This window comes from Ammoniphilus oxalaticus, from assembly GCF_003609605.1.
GTDB lineage: Bacteria > Bacillota > Bacilli > Aneurinibacillales > RAOX-1 > Ammoniphilus > Ammoniphilus oxalaticus.
This window is the reverse complement of sequence record NZ_MCHY01000002.1, coordinates 63,533-82,837: the sequence shown is the minus strand read 5'-3', so window position 1 is coordinate 82,837 and position 19,305 is coordinate 63,533. Positions and strand designations below refer to the sequence as shown.

The following is a 19,305-nucleotide window of genomic DNA, read 5'->3' as shown; positions in this document are numbered from 1 at the left end:
ATGGCTCAAATGACGATGATCCAAGCGATTACGGATGCGATGCGTTTGGAATTAGAGCGAGATCCAAATGTGCTTGTGTTTGGAGAAGACGTAGGGAAAAATGGAGGAGTATTCCGAGCGACAGAAGGGTTGCAACAACAATTCGGTGAGGAACGCGTGTTCGACACTCCTTTAGCTGAATCTGGAATTGGCGGTTTAGCGATCGGACTTGGTTTACAAGGATATCGCTCCGTCGCGGAAATTCAATTCTTTGGGTTTGTTTTTGAGATGTTTGACTCCGTCGCTGCTCAGGCTGCTCGGATGCGGTATCGTTCAGGCGGAAGATACAATAGCCCCATTACATTTCGCGCTCCGTTTGGCGGTGGAATTAAGGGACCTGAGCTTCATGCGGATAGTTTAGAAGGACTTGTGGCCCAAACACCGGGTCTAAAAGTTGTCATCCCGTCTAATCCTTACGATGCGAAGGGACTTTTAATCTCGGCGATTCGCGATAATGACCCGGTTGTTTTCCTTGAGCATATGAAACTGTATCGCTCTTTCCGCGGTGAAGTGCCTGAAGGCGAATATACGATTCCTCTTGGAAAAGCGAATGTTGTTCGCGAAGGGACTGATGTAACGATCATCACGTACGGGGCAATGGTCCACACTTCGCTAACGGCGGCGGAGGAAATAGAAAAAGAACAGGGCGTAAAAGTAGAGGTTATTGATCTACGCACAATTAGCCCGATTGATATTGAGACAATTTTAGCGTCGGTAGAAAAAACGAATCGCGCGATCGTTGTGCAAGAAGCTCAAAAATCAGCGGGGATTGCTGCTGAGGTTGTTGCCCAAATCAATGAGAAAGCGATTTTACATTTGGAGGCCCCGGTTCTTCGGGTGACAGCGCCAGATACGGTTTATCCGTTCGCCTTAGTCGAAGATGATTGGTTGCCAGATCCAAAACGCGTTAAAGCGGCGATTCAAGAAGTTTTAGAATTTTAAGACAAGCAATCCCCAATGCTAATGGGGTGAAGATATAGAAAAGGTAAGGGAGGTTTTATAGGGTGGCAGTGTTTGAATTTAAATTCCCGGAACTTGGCGAAGGAATCCATGAGGGAGAAATTGTCAAGTGGCATATCCAAGCGGGAGATAGTGTAAAAGAAGACCAAGTGATTATTGATGTCCAAAACGATAAGTCTGTCGTAGAAGTTACTTCTCCTGTGACCGGTAAAGTAGCCGAAATTAAAGTTGACGAAGGCGCGGTTGTCACGGTTGGACAAGTCCTAATCGTATTTGAAGTTGAAGGCGGGGAGGGCGCTCCAGCGGCGGCAACGACGAGCAACGACGATAACGTTTGCGCTGTCGGCGGCGGTGTCGCAGAGCAAGTTAATAACGCGAAGATTAATACACCAATGGCCGCGACGAATGGATCGAATGAAGGAAATCGAAACGTTTTAGCAACGCCAAGTGTGCGTAAGTTTGCTCGTGAAAAAGGAGTTCACCTTGCGGAAGTGACTGGAACAGGCAAAAACGGTCGAATTACGCGCGAGGATGTTGAAACGTTTGCGGCGGGTGGCGGCGCTCCAGCAGCGTCCAGTGAGTCGGTAGCTCAAGAAGCAGCGTCGGCGGCGGCTTCTGCTACGCCAGCGGCGAGACCGTCTGTGTCTACGATGGTGGCAGATGACACTCAACTCGAAGAACGCGTACCGTTAAAAGGTATTCGTCGGGCGATTGCAAGGAACATGGTTCGATCCATGTATACGGCTCCGCACGTAACGTATATGGATGAGGTAGACGTTGGGGCGCTGATCGAGCTACGCAAAAAAGCAAGAGCTTTAGGCGAACAAAAAGGGGTAAATGTGACTTATTTACCGTTTATTGTTAAGGCATTAGTGGCGGCATGTCGTGAATTCCCAGTCATGAACGCTTCAATTGACGATGAAAATGAAGAAATTATTTATAAAAAATACTATAACGTTGGAATTGCAACGGATACGGAAGCCGGCTTGATCGTGCCCGTAGTGCGTAATGCGGATCGTAAAAATATTTGGTCGCTCGCTTCGGAAATCAGAGAGCTTGCTCTTCGTGGACGAGATGGCGAACTGTCTCCAGATGAAATGAGAGATGGCACGATTACAATTACGAACCTTGGCGGGGTAGGCAGTTACTTCTTTAATCCTGTGATTAATCACCCTGAGGTTGCGATCCTTGGTATTGGTCGCATGGAAGAAAAGCCCGTAGTCCGCGACGGAGAAATCACGATTGCGACAATGATGTCGATTGTGTTTAGTTTTGACCATCGAATTGTAGACGGTGTAACGGCTCAAAAGTTCTTAAACTATATCAAGCAATTGTTAGCAGACCCTCAGTTGCTCGTCATGGAGGTGTAGATCGATGGTAGTTGGAGAGTTTACGACAGAAGTTGATGTGCTCGTGATCGGAGCGGGACCGGGCGGCTATGTTGCCGCCATTCGCGCCGCGCAGCTTGGGAAAAGCGTCGTCATTGTTGATAAAGCAGATTTAGGGGGAGTTTGTCTAAACTGCGGATGTATTCCGTCGAAAGCGTTGATTACGGCGGCGGCTCAATATGAATCCGCCGGGTCTTCTTCAGAAATGGGGATCAGCGTTGAAGGCGTTAAAGTTGACTTTGAGAAAGTGCAAGAATGGAAGAATGGGATTACGAATCGATTGACTGGCGGGGTTGGCTCGCTTCTAAAGGGAAACAATGTGGAACACGTAAAAGGGGAAGCGTTGTTTGTCAATGAGCGTGAAGCGCGCGTGATCAACGGATATGACGTGGATCGTTATCGTTTTAACCATTGTATTATTGCGACGGGGTCACGCCCAATCGAGTTAAAGCCGTTTCCATTCGGCGATCGCATTTTATCCTCAACCGAGGCGTTAAACTTAACAGAAATTCCAAAAAGTCTCGTCGTCATTGGCGGTGGCTATATCGGGATTGAATTGGGACAAACGTTTGCAAAATTCGGTTCGAAAGTGACTGTGCTTGAGGGAACGGACACGATTTTACCTGGTTTTGAAAATGAAATGTCCCGTTGGGTTTCGCGCAACTTGCGAAAGGCTTCTGTTGATGTTGTGACAGGGGCAATGGCTCAAAAGGCGGAGCAAACAGACAACGATGTGACTGTCACGTATGCGGTTGACGGCGAGGAAAAATCGGTAACAGCCGATTATGTGTTGGTTACGGTCGGTCGTCGACCAAACACGGACGAACTGGGCTTAGAGGCGATCAACATGGAGCTCGATGAACGCGGCTTAATTAAAGTAGATCACCAAGGGAAAACAAACGTAGATAATATTTATGCGATTGGTGATATTGTTGCGGGGGCTGCGCTTGCTCATAAAGCATCTTATGAAGGAAAAGTAGCTGCGGAAGCAATTGCTGGGCAAGCGAGCGCGGTTGATTACAAAGCAATGCCGGCCGTTGTTTTCTCTGATCCTGAACTTGCAAGCGTTGGCTTAAGTGAAGCGGAAGCGAAAGAACAAGGTTATAGCATTTCGATCGGGCGTTTCCCTTATGCGGCTAACGGACGAGCGTTAACGATGGATGCTGCAGAAGGTTTCGTTAAATTGATCGGAGATGAAGAGACCGGACTTTTATTAGGGGGACAAATCGTTGGTCCAGAAGCATCCAATCTAATCGCTGAAGTCGGTTTAGCGCTTGAAATGGGGGCGACGTTAGAAGACATTGCCTTAACAATTCATGCTCATCCGACGTTAGGTGAGATTACTATGGAAGCCGCTGAAGGCGCTTTAGGCCTGGCGATTCATCAAATTAATAAATAATAATGAAGTTACGACAAGCGAGAGAAACGCACCTGTTTTTCTCGCTTGTTTTTTGATCCAATATTTAGGATGGCATAGGAAGAAGTTAACAGAACATACTATGTAGACCAGCTATGTAATTTTATTAGTTTGAGTTGCCTTTTTTCGTTTTTTTAGAGAAACTAGATAATGAATACAGCAAAAGCGAGGAGATAGAAATGGGCCGCTACATAAAAAATAGAAAAGGACTCAACATGTACGTTAAAGAGCATTTGTTTGGTGATGACGAGGTCTTTTTACTTTGCCATGGATTTACGGGTAGTATTCAATCTTACGTCATCTCTGAAACGCGGGCGTATTTAAGAGAGAGAGAAATATCCTCTATTTCCATCGATTTTACAAACAATATTAATCAAGCGGAAGGCGATTTTAGTCAGCATACACTGACTGCTGAAGTGGAAGATCTAGCGGTGATTTATGAGACCGTTGCTAGCCGATTCAAAAAAGTATATTTAATTGGACATAGCATGGGCTGTACCGTGGCTTTGCAATTTTGTTTAAAACAAGCCGTTGATGGATTGCTTCTCATTGCGCCGCCTTACTCAATGAAAGATATCATTTATATTATTGCGGACAATAATGATGGGGATGCTAAAGCGGCAATCCAAAAGTGGGAACGGGATGGCGGCTACCGCTTTTTTAAAGAAAAGACGCAAGCTTATTATACGTTGTCTTACGATTTTTACCGTGATTTGGACAGTCAGGATCCAAGCCGCTATCGTTCGATTAAAGTACCAACCGCAATAATTTACTCTTTGACAGACCCACTTGTGCCGCCAGTCGATTCAGAACGGTTATTTAGCGAGATTAGCGCGGAACGGAAGATGTTGCGGGCGATCCCCGACGCTCCTCATTCATTTAATGATCCGCTGTCTCGTCAAAGGATGTTGCAAGAGGTAGCCCAGTCGCTCCAATTTTTGCGGGAATAGACCAACCTAATGGAGGTAGATCGGTGTGAAAATCGGCTGTCATGTGAGTATTCGCAAAGGTTACGCAGGGGCTGCGCAATACGCGAAGAAAATCGGGGCTACATCTTTTCAATATTTCCCGAAGAATCCGCGTAGTCTGAAAGTAAAGTCATTCGATACGAAAGATGCCGCGGCTTGCGCTCGATTTTGTTTAGCTGAGGGACTCGTCTCGATTGCTCACGCGCCTTATCTCATTAATTTATCAGAGCATGATCCACATCTGAGGGAAACGATGCGGGCATCACTGCTCAATGATCTCGAAATTACCGAAACGTGTGGGTCGATCGGTCTCGTTGTCCACTTTGGTAAATACAAAGGCTCGGATTTATTAGAAGGATACAAACTGATGATTGAGCTGCTCAATCAAGTGTTAGCGGACTGGACAGGGGAGGCGTTGCTTCTCATTGAAAATAACGCGGGACATATGGGGGCGACCTTTGAAGAATTAATTCAAGTACGGAACCTAGTTGAACATAGCGAAAAAATTGGATTTTGTCTCGATACGTGTCACGCATTTGCCAGCGGATTATGGAACGGCGTAAATTGGGATTCATTAACGCGAACAGGCTCGGATTATTTTACCCATTTAAAAGCGATTCATCTAAACGATTCGGTTTATCCTTTTCGTTCGCATCGTGATCGTCACGCTAACATTGGTCAAGGTTATATCGGAATAGAAGCCTTTCGCGAGCTAACTCGTTCTAAAGTCGCGCAAGCCTTGCCGCTTATTTTAGAAACACCGCAGTCAGCCGATTATACACACCAAATAGAAATTGAACAAATCCGCCAATTCATAGCGGATGGACAATAAAAAAATCCCCTCGTCAGGAAGGGGATTTGTGGTTTAACCGTGATTATGAGTCGGGTCATCGCACCCATGTTCATCATGCATTGCTTCTTCAAACGCGTTCGCTACTTTTTCGAACTCCTCATCGGATTCAATCGCGTCTAGTTCACCATTCGGATCAACCCGCAAGAAGAAAACATCTATTTCTTCATCCTCATTCTCTTCAATTTCTTGAACAAAACTGACGGCAATATACGTATCCTCATCAATTTCAAGCTTACCAAGTACTTCTACTTCTTGTTCTTCGTCATTTTCATCGACCAGCGTGAAAATTTCACCTAATTCGATCTGATTGTCCATGTTTAATCCCCTTTCCAACGTTTACCTCGTTGAGTTAGTTTATGAACAGTATAGCCTACCTTTGACTATCTTCCCATTAAAATTTTGTTTTATACGGGAAAATATTAAAATTTATCATCTTCATCCACGCCTTCTGGCACACATTGTTCAACAAGTTGACGTAAAGAGGGATCTGTAATCTTGATTGTCAAATCATAAAATGAAAAAGGTTCTTGTTCATAGCGATATAGTTTATTTACATAGTCCTCCACTTGTTGAAAGAGCTGAAGGTCATCAATTCCGAGCGTTCCGTCCCAATGTATTTCCTTTTTACGCAAAGCCTGTTCAAACAACTTGATTGCGCCGTTTATGTTCTGATTGCGAAAATGATGCAACCCGACAGCGACTTGTAACAGGGATTGCAGCCATCCATTATTGCCTTGGTTCATCCAATACTCTTCCATTACTTCGTGGCATTCATAGTAATCCCGTTCAATATTAAAGTAATATAGAAATTCAATATAAAGCCGATGAAATTTCTTCATAACGCCGTCACCTTTCAAGAGTCTTTATTTATTCACAGACGAGCCGTGTATAAACATGTATAATGAATGTGTATGTTAACCTTAAGGGGGTTGAAAAAGATGTTATCTGTATGTTCGCGTATTGCGGTGCCTTACGATAACTCCGAATTAAGTAAAAAAGCCCTTGACAAGGCGATTAAAATCGCTAAGCAGGATCAGCGGATTGAGTTGGACATCCTTACCGTTGTTTCGATACCAACGAGGATCACCTACCATGGTGTATATAATGACGCCCGTGTAAGAGAGGCTCATTATAATACAGCTCAAGAGATGTTAGAGGAGATTTCTGAAAAACTTAGTGATTTACCGAATAAAACAAGAACGATTACGTTAGAAGGTAACCCAGCTTATATGATCGTTGAATTTACCAAGGAAAATGGCACGGATTTGGTCATTATGGGAAGTCGTGGTTTAAGCGGACTTCAGGAATTGTTTCTCGGTAGTGTCAGTCATTATGTCGTTCAGAAATCTGCCTGTCCCGTATTTGTTGTTAAATAACATCATACCGATACCAAGGGCTGTTGTACAGAGATGAGCCATCATGGAAAAAGTCTAGTGTTTACGCTAGGCTTTTTTTATTTTCTTTCAAATAAAGAGTTAACTGCTTGCCACTTTTAAAATGTTTCAAATATTCATTATTTTTGTAGCCCGTTCTAGACTTAAGAGGTATAATATAGAAGGACAAATTAATGCTTATATGGGGGGAACAAGTATGTTATCAGTATGTTCACGCATTGTCGTGCCTTATGATGGCTCAGAATTAAGTAAGAAGGCGTTAAACACAGCGATTCAACTTGCCAAACAGGATGAAAAGATTCAAATTAACGCCGTAACGGTGTTGTCGATTCCAGATCGGCTTGCCTACAATGATGGAGTAAGAGAGTCTTATTTTAAAGCAGCGAAAGAATTGGAGCAAGAAATCGAAGAGTCTTTAAAGACTTTACCTAATAATGAGACGAAAATTACTGTGTTAGAAGGGAATCCAGGCGCTAAAATCGTTGAGTTTTCAAAAGATAACGGCGTTGACCTTGTGATTATGGGGAGTCGTGGCTTAAGCGGTCTGCAAGAGTGGTTTTTGGGCAGTGTGAGTCAATACGTTGTTCAAAAGTCAGCTTGTCCTGTCTATATAACGAAATAAAATTTAAGAGGACTTATTTGTTTTTATAAGGTACATATACCGATGTTGTTATAAATAAAAGAGCCTGGGCAGTAATGGTAGGATGCTCCTGATTTGGAGACCTTTCGTTTAACTGTCGGCTCTTTTTCTCTTTAATGCTCTTTATTAGATAAATGGCTTTGCGTTTTATAAATATTCCTTAATTGGTCACAGTTGATACTCTCCTATACGGATATAATGAAGGTAAGAAAGAAAACATTCGTTAAAAGGAGATGAGAGTATGATTACGGTATGTTCTCGCATTGTAGCGCCTTACGACGGATCGGAATTAAGTAAGAAAGCTCTAGATAAAGCAATTCGACTTGCTGAGCAGGATGCGCGAATTGTGTTAAACGTACTGACTGTTGTATCTATCCCGTCTCGTGTCGAGTACTATGAGGTCGTTCGAGAAGCTTATTATAATATGGCGAATGAGATGCGCCAAGAGGTGGAAGAAAAGATTAGTTTGTTGTCGAATCATAAGAAGAGTGCGATTGTGTTAGAAGGGCAGCCGGCTCAGATGATTGTCGAATTTGCCAAAGAGCGTAACGCGGATTTGATCATTATGGGAAGCCGTGGCTTAAGCGGATTAAAGGAACTATTCCTTGGCAGTGTGAGCCATCATGTTGTTCAAAAGGCAACTTGCCCTGTCATTGTAGTAAAATAGTCCGACGAATATGAAAAGGTAAAAAGCCTAAGCGACCTGTTAGGCTTTTTTGACGCAATTTTTTAAGATGATTCCATAATAAAGGTAGGTTATTTAACTTTGTTTCTGACATGCTATGCACAATCCCTTTAGCGTCACCTCGGTCGTAAGGATCTGATAACGATCGGATATTGAATGTGGAGTGACGGTAATGTCTACTTCTGGAATATCTTCGATTCTTCCGCACGTTAGACAGAGGAAGTGATCGTGATTTTCTTCCGCCATTTCGAAACGAGATGCGTCGCCAAACCGATATTCGCGTAAAATCCCCATTTCTCGTAAAGAATCGAGTGTATTATAAACGGTTGTAAAAGAGAGTGTAGGGTATTCTTCCTTCATATATTGGTATATTTCTTCCGCTGTTGGATGATCAAGTTGCAGCAGCAGATTTATGATCGCTAATCGTTGGATCGTCACTCTGCCGCCTTTTTCCTTTATTTTTTCGATAACGAGCTTGATTAACGTTTCCTTCATATATTTAACCTCCACTGCGTACAATATCAAATTCATGATCATTTCCTGGCTAGTTTCCCCTAAGTATATAATGTATATGTAATAATTACAAATAGAAAACGGATTTGTTGTATAAACTGAGCTCAAGATGATAAAATGGAAGCCAAACTCTACATCAATAGGAAGGGGGGTGTGTCCGTGAAATCGAAGTTGATTTTTTTCCTCATTCTTCTAGCGGGATTTATCTTAGGGATATACTACCACTTTTTACTAGAAGAACTTTCAGAATGGTCGCTTTTTACAACGATCACGTTTCGTGAAGAGGCATCACCGCTTTGGAAAGTTAGCTCTTATATTCTTACACATTTATTTACAATTTTGTTTACGTTATCCGTTATTTTTATTGCTTCGATCATTGTGCTTGAAAATCGAAATCCTTCTCGTACCGTAGCTTGGCTTGTTATTTTAACTATTTTTCCGATTATTGGTTTTGTGTTTTATATTTTTGTCGGAAGAAACATTCGAAAACGTAGAAGGTACAAAGATAAAACAATTAATCTGAATGAATTACACCAATTGTTCAATATTCCTTATGATGTTACAGATTATCAAACGTTACAACCGATCTCTTCAAAACAAGAAAGACTCGTTCATTTATTATTACATAATGCAAGTTTGCCAATGACTCAGCTTAATCAGGTTGAGATCTTGACGAATGGGGAAGCGACATTCGAGAAGATGTTTGAAGAACTCCGTCGCGCAGAGCACCACATTCATTTCATAACGTTTATATTGCGTAATGACCAAGTTGGAAACGAGTTAAAGAAAATTTTAATCGAAAAGGCGAAACAAGGCATTAAAGTACGGATGATCATTGACGGGTTAGGCAGTCGCCAGTTGTCGCGCTCCTATAAACAAGAATTAAAAGAGGCAGGGGTCGAACTTGTCAGTTTCTCGCCTATTTTATTTCCTTATTTAAGAAAAATTAATTACCGCAATCACCGTAAGATTACGATTATTGATGGGGAGGTCGGTTTTTTAGGGGGATTGAATGTAGGCGACGAATACTTGGGTTTAAATGAAAAGTTTGGATTTTGGCGGGACACGCATATGATGGTGAAAGGAGATGCTGTCTATTTTTTGCAGTTGATCTTCCTCCACGATTGGCGTTTTTCAACCGATCAGATTGTGCGCCCAGAACCTTGCTATTTCCCAAAGCATGAAATTAAGCAGCCGCTGCATGTGCAAATAGCAGCCAGCGGTCCCGACTCCGATTGGGAATACATCCTAAAAGTATACTTCTCTTTGATCACGCAAGCCAAGAAAACAGTTTACATTACGACGCCGTATTTAATTCCAGACGATAGCATCGCAATGGCATTGAAAACGGCTGCGTTAAGCGGGGTCGATGTTCGAATTCTTGTTCCGGGTATTCCAGATCATGTTGTCGTGCATTGGGCTTCAAGATCGTATTATCGGGAACTAATCGAGGCTGGCGTGAAAATTTACTCCTATTTGAAAGGTTTTATTCATGCCAAAATCATTATTGTAGATGGGCAGGTCGTAACGATTGGCACAGCCAATTTTGATATTCGTAGTTTTCACCACAACTTTGAAGTGAGCGGGGTCATTTATGATCCGAAAGTCGCTGACCGACTGAGCCAGGATTTCTTCGAAGACCTATCCTATTCCGAACAATTGGATTTGGATCAGATAGTGAATCGTCCGATAGGGGAAAAGGCGAGGGAATCGATTGCCCGCTTGATGTCTCCCCTTTTATAACAAACAAGAAGCTGACCAAATTGGTTCAGCTTCTTGTTTGTTTTTAGGTTTATGGGGCAAGATAGGCCCATTTGAAATCAATATGACCAAGGGCATCGATGTAAATGTTTTGCAGACGTTCTGATTTTGCGTAGCTGTACGCATAATGGTAAATCGGAATGGTCGGCATCTCGTCCATCAAGATTTTTTCCGCTTCGCGCAAGTGTTGGTAGCGTCGGCGCGGATCGATTTCGGTGTATGAGGCGGTAATCCATTTATTGTACTCATCGCTTGTCCAATTCGTGTTGTTATTTCCTTGCGGATCCGTGTAAATTTCAAGAAAATTAACTGGATCATTAAAGTCCGCTAACCACGACATGCGGGCTAGTTGATAGTTCCCATTTTCAATTTCCATAACATGCGTCTCCCACTCAAGGCTCTTTAGTGTGGTCGTCACGCCGAGATTTTGTTGCCACATCTTTTGCATCGCCTCGGCGATTTTAGCATGCGCTTCACTTGTATTATAAACAAGTTCAATTGAGGGCAATTCCTGTAACCCCGCTTCATGCAGCCCCTGTTTCAATAGCTGCCGCGCTTGTTCTACATCATTGTCCAAAAATAGTTCATGCCCTTCGTCGTCAGCAAAGGTCACTGGCGGCGCATAAGTCGTCGCAGCCGCTTGTTCACCATGTGTGATTCGACTGACAAGCTGATCGCGGTCAATCGCGTAGGCCAATGCTTTTCGAATGTTAGGATTGTCAAAAGGCGGTCGTTCTGTATTAAATCGATACTCATATGTGCCCGCAACTGGAGCGGTTAGCAATTGCTCATTCTCTTTAAATACTGCCAACGCGTCTGTTGAAAGCGCGGAAAATGGGGAGCCTATCCAATCTAAACTCCCTTTTTGAAACAGTTCGAATTCGGTGTTATCTTCGTTCAGCATCATCATCTCGATTTGCTCTAGCTGCACCGTGTCGGCATCCCAGTAATCTGGGTTCTTTGCCAAGACGAGTTTATTGCCGTGTTCCCATTCGGTAAGTTGAAAAGGTCCATTCCCTATATACGATGATGCTGCTGTATGCCATTCTGAATTTTTCTCCGTAGCTTCGCGATGAATCGGGAAGTAAGGAGGGGACGCGGTTAATTCAAGGAAATAAGGAGTCGGGTTTTCAAGCATTACCTCCAGTCGATGAGTGTCGAGAGCTTTGATACCGACCTCTGTTAATTCCACTTCGCCCTGTTTGGCTTTTTTCGCATTTGCGATTGGATATAGTTGGTAAGCATAAGGGGCGTCTATTGTTGGATTGAGCGCCCATTTCCAAGCCGTTTCATAATCGGCGGCAGTGACAGGTTCTCCGTTGCTCCAAGTTAAATCACGAAGGGTAAAGGTGTATGTTAAACGATCTTCGGATAAATCGATTCGCTCCGCTGCAGCGGGCTGCGGCTTGCCATCTGGGCCAATTCTTGTTAAACCTTCCATGAGGGCTTTAAGTAAGATCATCGAACTGTGCTCGATGGCAAGGCCCGGATGCAACGTCGGCGGTTCGTTTCGTAAATTGAGTCGGACGGTTTCATCATTTTTCTTTATGGTAGGGAGCGCGCCACAGGCTGCAAGTAGGATCCCTACTGAGAGAACCGCGTTGGTAATCGCGGTGATTGCTTTCATGTTCACGTTCCTCCTTAAATTACCCAGTATTTCCCTTTAGGCTGTATTTTAGCATGAATGGATTCAATTATGAACAGGTTTTTCAAAAAAATGGAAGATAATCAACGAGTGAAACGTACAATAGAAAGCAGAGGAGGGAATGATATGATGCCGTTAATTGGAGTGAGCGCTTCATTAGAGGGAACCGCGGTTCAAGCGCAACGCGCTAATATTCATGCGATCGAAGCATCAGGTGGAGTTCCAATTGTCATTCCTTATATGGAGCATGCGAGAACGGTCGAGACCTTAGCTGAAAACTTAGCTGGTTTGCTTTTGACAGGCGGCGGGGATATCGATCCCTTTTTATTCGGAGAAGAACCGCGCCAACAACTGGGCTCGATTACGCCAGAGCGGGATTGGCTTGAGGCAATACTCATTAAACATTTTTTAAAGGCGAAAAAACCAATCTTGGGTATTTGTCGCGGTGCGCAAATTCTAAATGTCGTTGCTGGTGGCGGAATGTATCAAGACATTTATGAGCAACATCCAGGTGAGCTATTACAGCATAGTCAACAAGCGCCTCGTGATCATCTCACTCACTCGATTGAAGTGAAGCCCGGGACGTTGCTGCATGAAATTACAGGGAATACGCGTAGTCGAGTGAATAGTTTCCACCATCAAGCGGTCAATCGTTTGGCGCCAGGCTTTATTTCGTCAGCTGTATCAGCGGATGGAATCATTGAAGCGTTTGAAAGCGAGGAGCGCCCGTTTGTCGTTGGGGTACAATGGCATCCAGAAGATTTGTTTGCGGGGCAAGCGGATGCGCGGCGGTTATTTGCGGCTTTTGTTGAACAAAGTAAAAAGGGGCCTTAAAGAAGGCCCCTTTTATCCATTATATTCAGCTTTTATTGAACTCTTCCAGCAAGAGCTTGTTCAGCGAATTGAACAAGACGCTTCGTGATTTCTCCTCCAACCGAACCGTTTACACGAGAAGTTTGGTCCGCGCCTAATTGAACTCCAAATTCTTGGGCGATCTCATACTTCATTTGATCCAAAGCTTGAGCTGCACCTGAAACTAATGTTTGATTAGAATTGTTGCTGTTGGGCATGTGTGTTTCCTCCTTGTGGTTTTTGGGTTTTCATAAGAGAGAGGTTCAATGCCACTACTACTATCATGTCTCGAATTCGTTCGGATATGAGAGGCAGATTATTCCAAATGATCGCATGAGTTACTGTATGAACGATTACACGATCGGATAAAATGAAATTATCAGTTTAATTTGCTTAACATAACAGCGGCTTCCGCTCGCGTTACAGTTTGATTGGGTCGGAAGCTGCCATCTTCATAACCGGCAATGATCCCTGCTTGTTGCATCTGTTGGATTGCCTTAGCGGCCCAGTGTCCATCCACATCGGGAAAGGAAACGTTAATCGCTGATGATGCATTTGACGCGGGCGTGATTCTTGCCAGGGCGCTCGCGAATTCCGCTCGGGTAATCGATTGTGTCGGGCGGAATGTTTTATCTGGGTAACCTGTCATTGTTCCGTTCTCCGATACAGCGCTAACAAACGGGTGAGACCAGCGATCTTTTGCTACGTCTTTGTATGATGTTGTCGGTTTCGTCTGATCTAACTTCAAAATCGTCGTTAACAATGTGGCCGTTTCCTCGCGACTGATGGGAAGTTGCGGTCGGAACGAGCCATCGGCATATCCTGTTATAAACTTTTGTTCAACCATCTGTTGAATTTCTTGCTTGGCCCAATGATCGTTAATATCTTTGAATAGCAAGTGATCAACTTCGGCAAGAGCGGACCATAGAGCAGGATCCTCTTGTCCCAACCGCCAACCGCCCCATCCTTTTAACCCGTATTTTTCAACTAATTCCACTTTTTTTAGCAAGGTATTCGCTGAATCAAACCAAATTTCCACTTGTTGCCCAGACTCTTGATCATAAAAACGGGATACATGGGTTTGGTGAGTAGGGTCGAGATTGGTTTTCGCGTTATTTCGTTCGATCCATTTCATTGTTTGCGGGTAAATGATCCCCGTACCTTTTTCCGCGCCCGTCCAATAACGTCCGTAGAAAGGAACCCCCAATACGAGTTTTTCTTTCGGAATTTTGGTCGTTAAATATTTAACGGATTGCTCCACCCAGTTAAGTCCAGCTACAGGTCCTTCGGGTCCCTGTTGATAACTTTGATCATAGGCCATGATAAACACGGTATCGACGACTTTACCAATTGCCTCAAAATCATAGGAGCCCGCCCAGCCGACCGTTGTGTCGCTTCGAGCGGGGGCAACGGCAATACTGACTGTTTTGCCTAGGGGACGCAGCTGATTCGTCAATCTCGTTAAAAATTTCGTTTGCAAATCTCGTTGTTCAAAGGTGAGATTTTCGATATCGATATTGACCCCATCCAAGTTGTGTTTGATTACGGCTTGAGCGAGATCATCCGCCAGTTTATCCCCATTTTCCATCGCTTTTACACCAAGCGCCCGATCCCAATGGTTACTGATAAACGGGGTGATTCGATAATGATGTTGATGCGCATATTTAACAAAATCGGCATCGACTGCTTCTGTTAAGCGCCCTTCTTTTGTGAGTCCGAAGTAGTTTGGAAGTAACGTTCCGACTTGCCCTTGTGTCTTAGTGAGCTGTTGCTTGTAAGTGTTCGAGTTCCCGCCATATAAATAGATCATATTGCCATGATTGTTCGCTGGGTCGTTGCTCGTGGCAAAGACACTGCCTGAACCCGAAGCGGCAACGAGTCCAACCGCTAACAAGGCGCGCGCCCATCTTTTCCATTTCATTTCTAGTTTTTCCACTCCTTTCTATGTATATCTCTATCATAAATGAATAGAGTTGATAGAGCATCACAAAAAGAATGGAAAATTGTATGAATCGGAATTGATATGCTGACCTAAAACGGCCAGCTTGTACATACAATGTGTTGAGGTGATCGAAAGTGAAAGGAAAGCGGCCTTCAAACCTGCTACATGGTTTGCTCATTGCGGTAATAACAATTAATGTGTTTTTGCTTGTCGCTATTCAGTCGCCAAGCGGACATTTTAGCTTATCGCGCGTTGCCGAATTGGTTAATGAACAGGTAAACGCGACCCCTGTTACCGCCTCGCCGAGTGAACCGACGATGCGTTTAGAGTGGAAAGTGGTGGAACGCTATAAAGAAGAGGAGTGGGATGTAGAAAAGTATCGCGAATTCGAAGTGTATGTTGACGAGAATAATCAAATCGTCGAAGAAATTCCGACAGCTCATTACAACTATCTTAAATATTGGCGTTATTAAGCAATTTGTGATATTATTTTCTGACAATGGATATATCGCAAGGAGGAAGAAACGCCCATGGCTGAGATGGCTAAACGCTCAGAAGTGAAAGCATTTGAAGAATTTGTTGATGAGAATCGAAAAGCAGTATGGTATACAGAATATTTAGAAGAAGTTCAACGATTGGAAAAAGAAGATCCTGCTCTTCTCGAAGAAAGCGATATTACGATTGAACAACTAAAGAAAAAGTTAGAGGGGTACATTGCTTACCGTTGATCGAAGATTCTTGGATAAACGTTCTTTTGTCACGCCGCTTCCGCGGCGTTTTCATGTATAATGAAAGCACTGATTTTCGTTAGCAGGAAGGTGAATTTCCATGAATCTTGAACTTCGACTCAACATCTACGCTCATGAAGTACGAAAAATGCTTGAATACTGGTTGAAAGAACCTGCTCTTCAGAAACATGAGGAACATTGCGAGTGGTTGGAAGATATTGTATTTCATATTAAGGATCCGATGACAGATGTGAGCTCTCGATTGCAAAATCCGCCGGATTTTTTATTTTATATGATTTATGTCGATAATGTTCACGTCGGTTTTGTCGAAGCCTTTTCTCGTCCTTTTGACTTTTATGGCTTATCGATCGATATTACCTCCATCTGTATTTTCAAAGAATTTCGAGGCAGAGGATACGTTCGCGAAGCGCTCGAAATGCTGGTTGCTCAATTGTTTGATACATTCCCCAATGCGCTTCATATTAGTTGTCAAACAGATTTACAGAACAAACCGATGGTCACTCACTTAACGGACCTTGGATTTATACGGAAAGATTCAACGAAAATTGGGGAAATCTATTTATACGATCGTGATCAGAATATGCTCAAGGAAGGATAGGATCCTAACTAGGGCATTTTTTTTCGGCCTTTCCTTTCGATATAATGATGGAATAACTTTGTGACGGAGATGGACCTACATATGCAACTTTTTGGTACGTACACAACAACTCGAATAAAGGAAGATGTTGTTTTTTGTCTGTGGTCGGTAGATGAGCAAACAGCGACGCCCTCATCATTGCCGCCACAGCTGATTGAACGGTTTGAAGACTTTGGAACGGTTGATCAACAACAAATTTGGATTCAGCGCGCTCGGCTTGCTGAGGCTTTTTTAGAAATTAACGCTTGGCAGTCGGAATTATCGTCTGAACTTGATTTCTGGCGCCGTTTGTTTCATTGGTCGACATCGCTAGCAGCGGAAGGTCGTTTTCAACCAGGCTTAGTAAAAAGCGGTGATCTATTCTTTTCCAAATGGGTGACCGATTGGAGCGCTGTGTCAGTCATGGAGCAGCTGGAGGAGTGGTTTCAAGAAGGGATTCGGCTCGTCGGAGATGGTCAGTTGGTCCGGTCTTTCACGGAAGACATCGTTGACAGCTACGTTCGTTTCATTATTAATACGAAGTTCTCGTTAAAACGTAGCCAGCTAGGAAAGTTGCTACAATTTAAAGCATTCTATCTACATGAGGACTGGATCCAACGATTATGCGCGGAGTACGATGAACCTGGTGTTGGAAAACGATGGCAGGAGTTGTATGAAGCTTACCAAGATTGGCGCGGAGACAGCGAACCGCAGTTTGAATCGGTCGGGCGTTTTTGTCTTCGTTTGGAGCCGACACTTGCGTCGACCAGCTGGCAGCTGCGGTTTTATTGGATGGAACCAAGCGGCAACTTACTTGAATGGACGCGACTTAGCGGGTACCGCCCTCTTTATATGAATGCATTGGCGGAGGTTATGGAGCGCTTTCCGCGCTTATTTCAAGCTGCTTCCACGCTCCCTATTTATTGTGAACTGAATACAGAGCAAGCGTATCGCTTTTTTAGAGAAACCGCCCCCGTCTTACGTCGTGAAGGGCACGCTGTGTTTGTTCCGCAATCGATGCAACGCCCGCCGTCCATACCGTATCGACTTGAAGTATCGCTTGACGCGAATGAACAAAGCGGACAAACGGAGCTTGGTTTGGAAAGTTTAGTCGCCTTTGATTTTCGTCTTTCGTTAGGCGACCAAGTTGTTGATGAGGCTGAATTGACCCGATGGATGGAGGCGTCGCTGCCATTGGTGGAAATGAACGGCGAATGGATCGTGCTCGATCAGAGCGGATTAAAAAATTCACTCGAATGGTTAGATCAGGTGAAGAAGAAACGACATTTATCGCTGCGCGACGCCTTTCATCTTTACGCGTTGAATGGAGATTCGGATCTGTTGCCCATCTCGATTCAAAACCTGAATACGACAGGCTGGATCAATGAATGTTTTCAATGGTTAGAACAAGGCGGGCAAGTCGAGGAATATCCAATTCCCGTGTCGTTCCAAGGCCAACTTCGGCCTTATCAGCGAGTGGGGATGTCTTGGTTAATACAATTAAGAAAATGGAACATGGGCGCATGTCTAGCGGACGATATGGGGTTGGGAAAGACGATTCAATTTTTGTCCTACTTAGCCTATTGTAAAGAGCAAGGCTGGCTAGATCACCCCTTTTTACTGATTTGTCCGACTTCGGTGCTTGGCAACTGGCAAAAAGAGATCCAGCGTTTTATTCCAGACCTGTCTGTGATGGTTCATCATGGTCCGACCCGCGCGGCTGGTGATGTTTTTCGTGAACAAGCAACTAAGGTGGACATCGTTTTAACGACCTATTCATTGGCTCAACGCGACCATGCTTCTTTCTCCCTGCTTCTGTGGGACGGAATCGTATTAGATGAGGCGCAACACATCAAAAATTCGTCTACTTTGCAATCAAAAGCGATTCGCGGCTTCAATGCGCGGCATCGGATCACCTTAACCGGGACCCCGATGGAAAACCGATTAGAAGAATTGTGGTCCATTTTTGAATTTTTAAATCCTGGCTTTTTAGGTTCAAAAACAAATTTTCGCCGCCAGTTTGCCCAACCAATTGAAAAACTAGGTGATAAAGAGCGAATGACTTCTTTAAAAAGGCTCGTGCGTCCGTTTTTGTTGCGCAGATCCAAAAGCGATCCAAGTGTCATTCGCGATCTTCCCGAAAAAATTGAAACGAAGGAATATTGTCCTTTAACGACGGAGCAAGCGGCTCTCTATGCAAGACTGGTGAATGAATTGCTTGATAAAGAAAAGAATATACAAGGTTTTGCTCGAAAAGGCTTGATTTTATCGAGTATTTTAAGGTTGAAGCAAATTTGTAATCATCCCGCCTTACTTGACCAGGGAGCGAGCGGATCGCGTTCGGGTAAATTAAATCGACTGATCGAGATGGTTACGGAAATGCTCGATGATCAGGATCACATTTTGATATTTACACAGTTTACAAAAATGGGACATTTATTACAACGAAAATTACAAGAAGAATTCAAGTTAACGATCCCTTTTTTACACGGAGGGGTACCAGCCCAGCAACGCGAGGGATTGATTGATCAATTTCAAGAGAAAGGGAGTTCGCCGATCTTGATTTTGTCCTTGAAAGCGGGCGGAGTTGGCTTAAATTTAACGCGAGCAAATCGTGTCATTCATTTTGACCGTTGGTGGAATCCCGCCGTGGAAAATCAGGCGACTGATCGGGCGTTTCGGATTGGTCAAACCCGAACCGTTCATGTCCATAAATTAATTTGTTTAGGCACGATAGAAGAAAAAATTGATCGGATGATTGAACGCAAACAAGATCTAGTACAGGATGTGATTGGTTCGGGAGAAAACTGGATTACGGAACTGGGCTCGGATGAATTGCGTGATTTATTGACGTTGCATCACCAATTGATTGAAGATTTCTAA

General features: G+C 43.8%; 20 protein-coding genes. 14 read left to right on the top strand and 6 right to left on the bottom strand.

Features of this window, described 5'->3' with window-relative positions:
- The 5 genes from BEP19_RS01190 to BEP19_RS01170 all read left to right on the top strand — a co-directional run bounded on the left by BEP19_RS01190 (position 1) and on the right by BEP19_RS01170 (position 5,604).
- The gene (locus BEP19_RS01190; protein WP_120188038.1) at positions 1–981 is read left to right on the top strand and encodes an alpha-ketoacid dehydrogenase subunit beta; all 981 of its coding nucleotides are present in this window, start codon (positions 1–3) and stop codon (positions 979–981) included.
- A 62-nt stretch (positions 982–1,043) separates the two neighbouring features.
- Positions 1,044–2,369 (top strand): dihydrolipoamide acetyltransferase family protein, encoded by a 1,326-nt coding sequence (locus tag BEP19_RS01185; protein WP_120188037.1) that lies wholly within the window; start codon positions 1,044–1,046, stop codon positions 2,367–2,369.
- Between the two features lie 4 nt (positions 2,370–2,373).
- Complete coding sequence (gene lpdA / locus BEP19_RS01180) at positions 2,374–3,786, top strand: dihydrolipoyl dehydrogenase (RefSeq protein WP_120188036.1); 1,413 nt, start codon at positions 2,374–2,376, stop codon at positions 3,784–3,786.
- Between the two features lie 197 nt (positions 3,787–3,983).
- Positions 3,984–4,754, top strand: a complete 771-nt coding sequence (locus tag BEP19_RS01175; RefSeq protein WP_120188035.1) for an alpha/beta hydrolase — start codon at positions 3,984–3,986, stop codon at positions 4,752–4,754.
- A 25-nt stretch (positions 4,755–4,779) separates the two neighbouring features.
- Positions 4,780–5,604, top strand: a complete 825-nt coding sequence (locus BEP19_RS01170) for a deoxyribonuclease IV (protein WP_120188034.1) — start codon at positions 4,780–4,782, stop codon at positions 5,602–5,604.
- A 33-nt stretch (positions 5,605–5,637) separates the two neighbouring features.
- On the opposite strand, the gene BEP19_RS01165 is transcribed toward BEP19_RS01170, so the two are convergent.
- Positions 5,638–5,940: a DUF1292 domain-containing protein gene (locus tag BEP19_RS01165; RefSeq protein ID WP_120188033.1), complete on the bottom strand. Its 303-nt coding sequence runs from the start codon at positions 5,938–5,940 to the stop codon at positions 5,638–5,640.
- Positions 5,941–6,044: 104 nt separating this feature from the next.
- The gene (locus BEP19_RS01160; protein ID WP_120188032.1) at positions 6,045–6,464 is read right to left on the bottom strand and encodes a DUF309 domain-containing protein; all 420 of its coding nucleotides are present in this window, start codon (positions 6,462–6,464) and stop codon (positions 6,045–6,047) included.
- 99 nt (positions 6,465–6,563) lie between these two features.
- Here BEP19_RS01160 and BEP19_RS01155 point away from each other — a divergent pair, with 99 nt between their 5' ends.
- From BEP19_RS01155 to BEP19_RS01145, 3 genes are all read left to right on the top strand, one after another.
- Complete coding sequence (locus tag BEP19_RS01155; protein ID WP_120188031.1) at positions 6,564–7,001, top strand: universal stress protein; 438 nt, start codon at positions 6,564–6,566, stop codon at positions 6,999–7,001.
- 214 nt (positions 7,002–7,215) lie between these two features.
- A complete protein-coding gene (locus tag BEP19_RS01150) occupies positions 7,216–7,641 on the top strand; it encodes a universal stress protein (protein ID WP_120188030.1) in 426 nt (141 codons plus the stop codon).
- A 259-nt stretch (positions 7,642–7,900) separates the two neighbouring features.
- Entirely contained in the window at positions 7,901–8,326 is a 426-nt protein-coding gene (locus BEP19_RS01145) for a universal stress protein (protein WP_120188029.1), read from the top strand.
- A 93-nt stretch (positions 8,327–8,419) separates the two neighbouring features.
- Here the strand turns inward: BEP19_RS01145 and BEP19_RS01140 are convergent, their stop codons facing one another.
- Positions 8,420–8,839: a Fur family transcriptional regulator gene (locus tag BEP19_RS01140; RefSeq protein ID WP_170145210.1), complete on the bottom strand. Its 420-nt coding sequence runs from the start codon at positions 8,837–8,839 to the stop codon at positions 8,420–8,422.
- Between the two features lie 177 nt (positions 8,840–9,016).
- On the opposite strand from BEP19_RS01140, the gene cls reads away from it, so the two are divergent.
- Positions 9,017–10,600 (top strand): cardiolipin synthase, encoded by a 1,584-nt coding sequence (cls, locus tag BEP19_RS01135; protein ID WP_170145209.1) that lies wholly within the window; start codon positions 9,017–9,019, stop codon positions 10,598–10,600.
- 49 nt (positions 10,601–10,649) lie between these two features.
- Here the strand turns inward: cls and BEP19_RS01130 are convergent, their stop codons facing one another.
- Complete coding sequence (locus BEP19_RS01130) at positions 10,650–12,245, bottom strand: peptide ABC transporter substrate-binding protein (protein ID WP_120188026.1); 1,596 nt, start codon at positions 12,243–12,245, stop codon at positions 10,650–10,652.
- Positions 12,246–12,389: 144 nt separating this feature from the next.
- Here BEP19_RS01130 and BEP19_RS01125 point away from each other — a divergent pair, with 144 nt between their 5' ends.
- Positions 12,390–13,097: a gamma-glutamyl-gamma-aminobutyrate hydrolase family protein gene (locus tag BEP19_RS01125; protein ID WP_120188025.1), complete on the top strand. Its 708-nt coding sequence runs from the start codon at positions 12,390–12,392 to the stop codon at positions 13,095–13,097.
- 32 nt (positions 13,098–13,129) lie between these two features.
- Here BEP19_RS01125 and BEP19_RS01120 read toward each other — a convergent pair whose 3' ends face one another.
- Both BEP19_RS01120 and BEP19_RS01115 read right to left on the bottom strand, forming a co-directional pair.
- Entirely contained in the window at positions 13,130–13,333 is a 204-nt protein-coding gene (locus tag BEP19_RS01120) for an alpha/beta-type small acid-soluble spore protein (RefSeq protein ID WP_120188024.1), read from the bottom strand.
- A 161-nt stretch (positions 13,334–13,494) separates the two neighbouring features.
- Complete coding sequence (locus tag BEP19_RS01115; protein ID WP_120188023.1) at positions 13,495–15,036, bottom strand: S-layer homology domain-containing protein; 1,542 nt, start codon at positions 15,034–15,036, stop codon at positions 13,495–13,497.
- Positions 15,037–15,191: 155 nt separating this feature from the next.
- Between BEP19_RS01115 and BEP19_RS01110 the strand changes: the two genes are divergently transcribed.
- From BEP19_RS01110 to BEP19_RS01095, 4 genes are all read left to right on the top strand, one after another.
- Positions 15,192–15,530 carry a hypothetical protein gene (locus tag BEP19_RS01110; RefSeq protein ID WP_120188022.1) on the top strand — a complete coding sequence of 113 codons (339 nt, stop codon included), beginning with the start codon at positions 15,192–15,194 and terminating at the stop codon, positions 15,528–15,530.
- A 57-nt stretch (positions 15,531–15,587) separates the two neighbouring features.
- Positions 15,588–15,785: a hypothetical protein gene (locus tag BEP19_RS01105; RefSeq protein ID WP_120188021.1), complete on the top strand. Its 198-nt coding sequence runs from the start codon at positions 15,588–15,590 to the stop codon at positions 15,783–15,785.
- A gap of 100 nt (positions 15,786–15,885) precedes the next feature.
- Positions 15,886–16,404, top strand: a complete 519-nt coding sequence (locus BEP19_RS01100) for a GNAT family N-acetyltransferase (protein ID WP_120188020.1) — start codon at positions 15,886–15,888, stop codon at positions 16,402–16,404.
- An 81-nt stretch (positions 16,405–16,485) separates the two neighbouring features.
- On the top strand, positions 16,486–19,305 hold the full coding sequence (locus BEP19_RS01095) for a DEAD/DEAH box helicase (protein ID WP_170145208.1): 2,820 nt from the start codon (positions 16,486–16,488) through the stop codon (positions 19,303–19,305).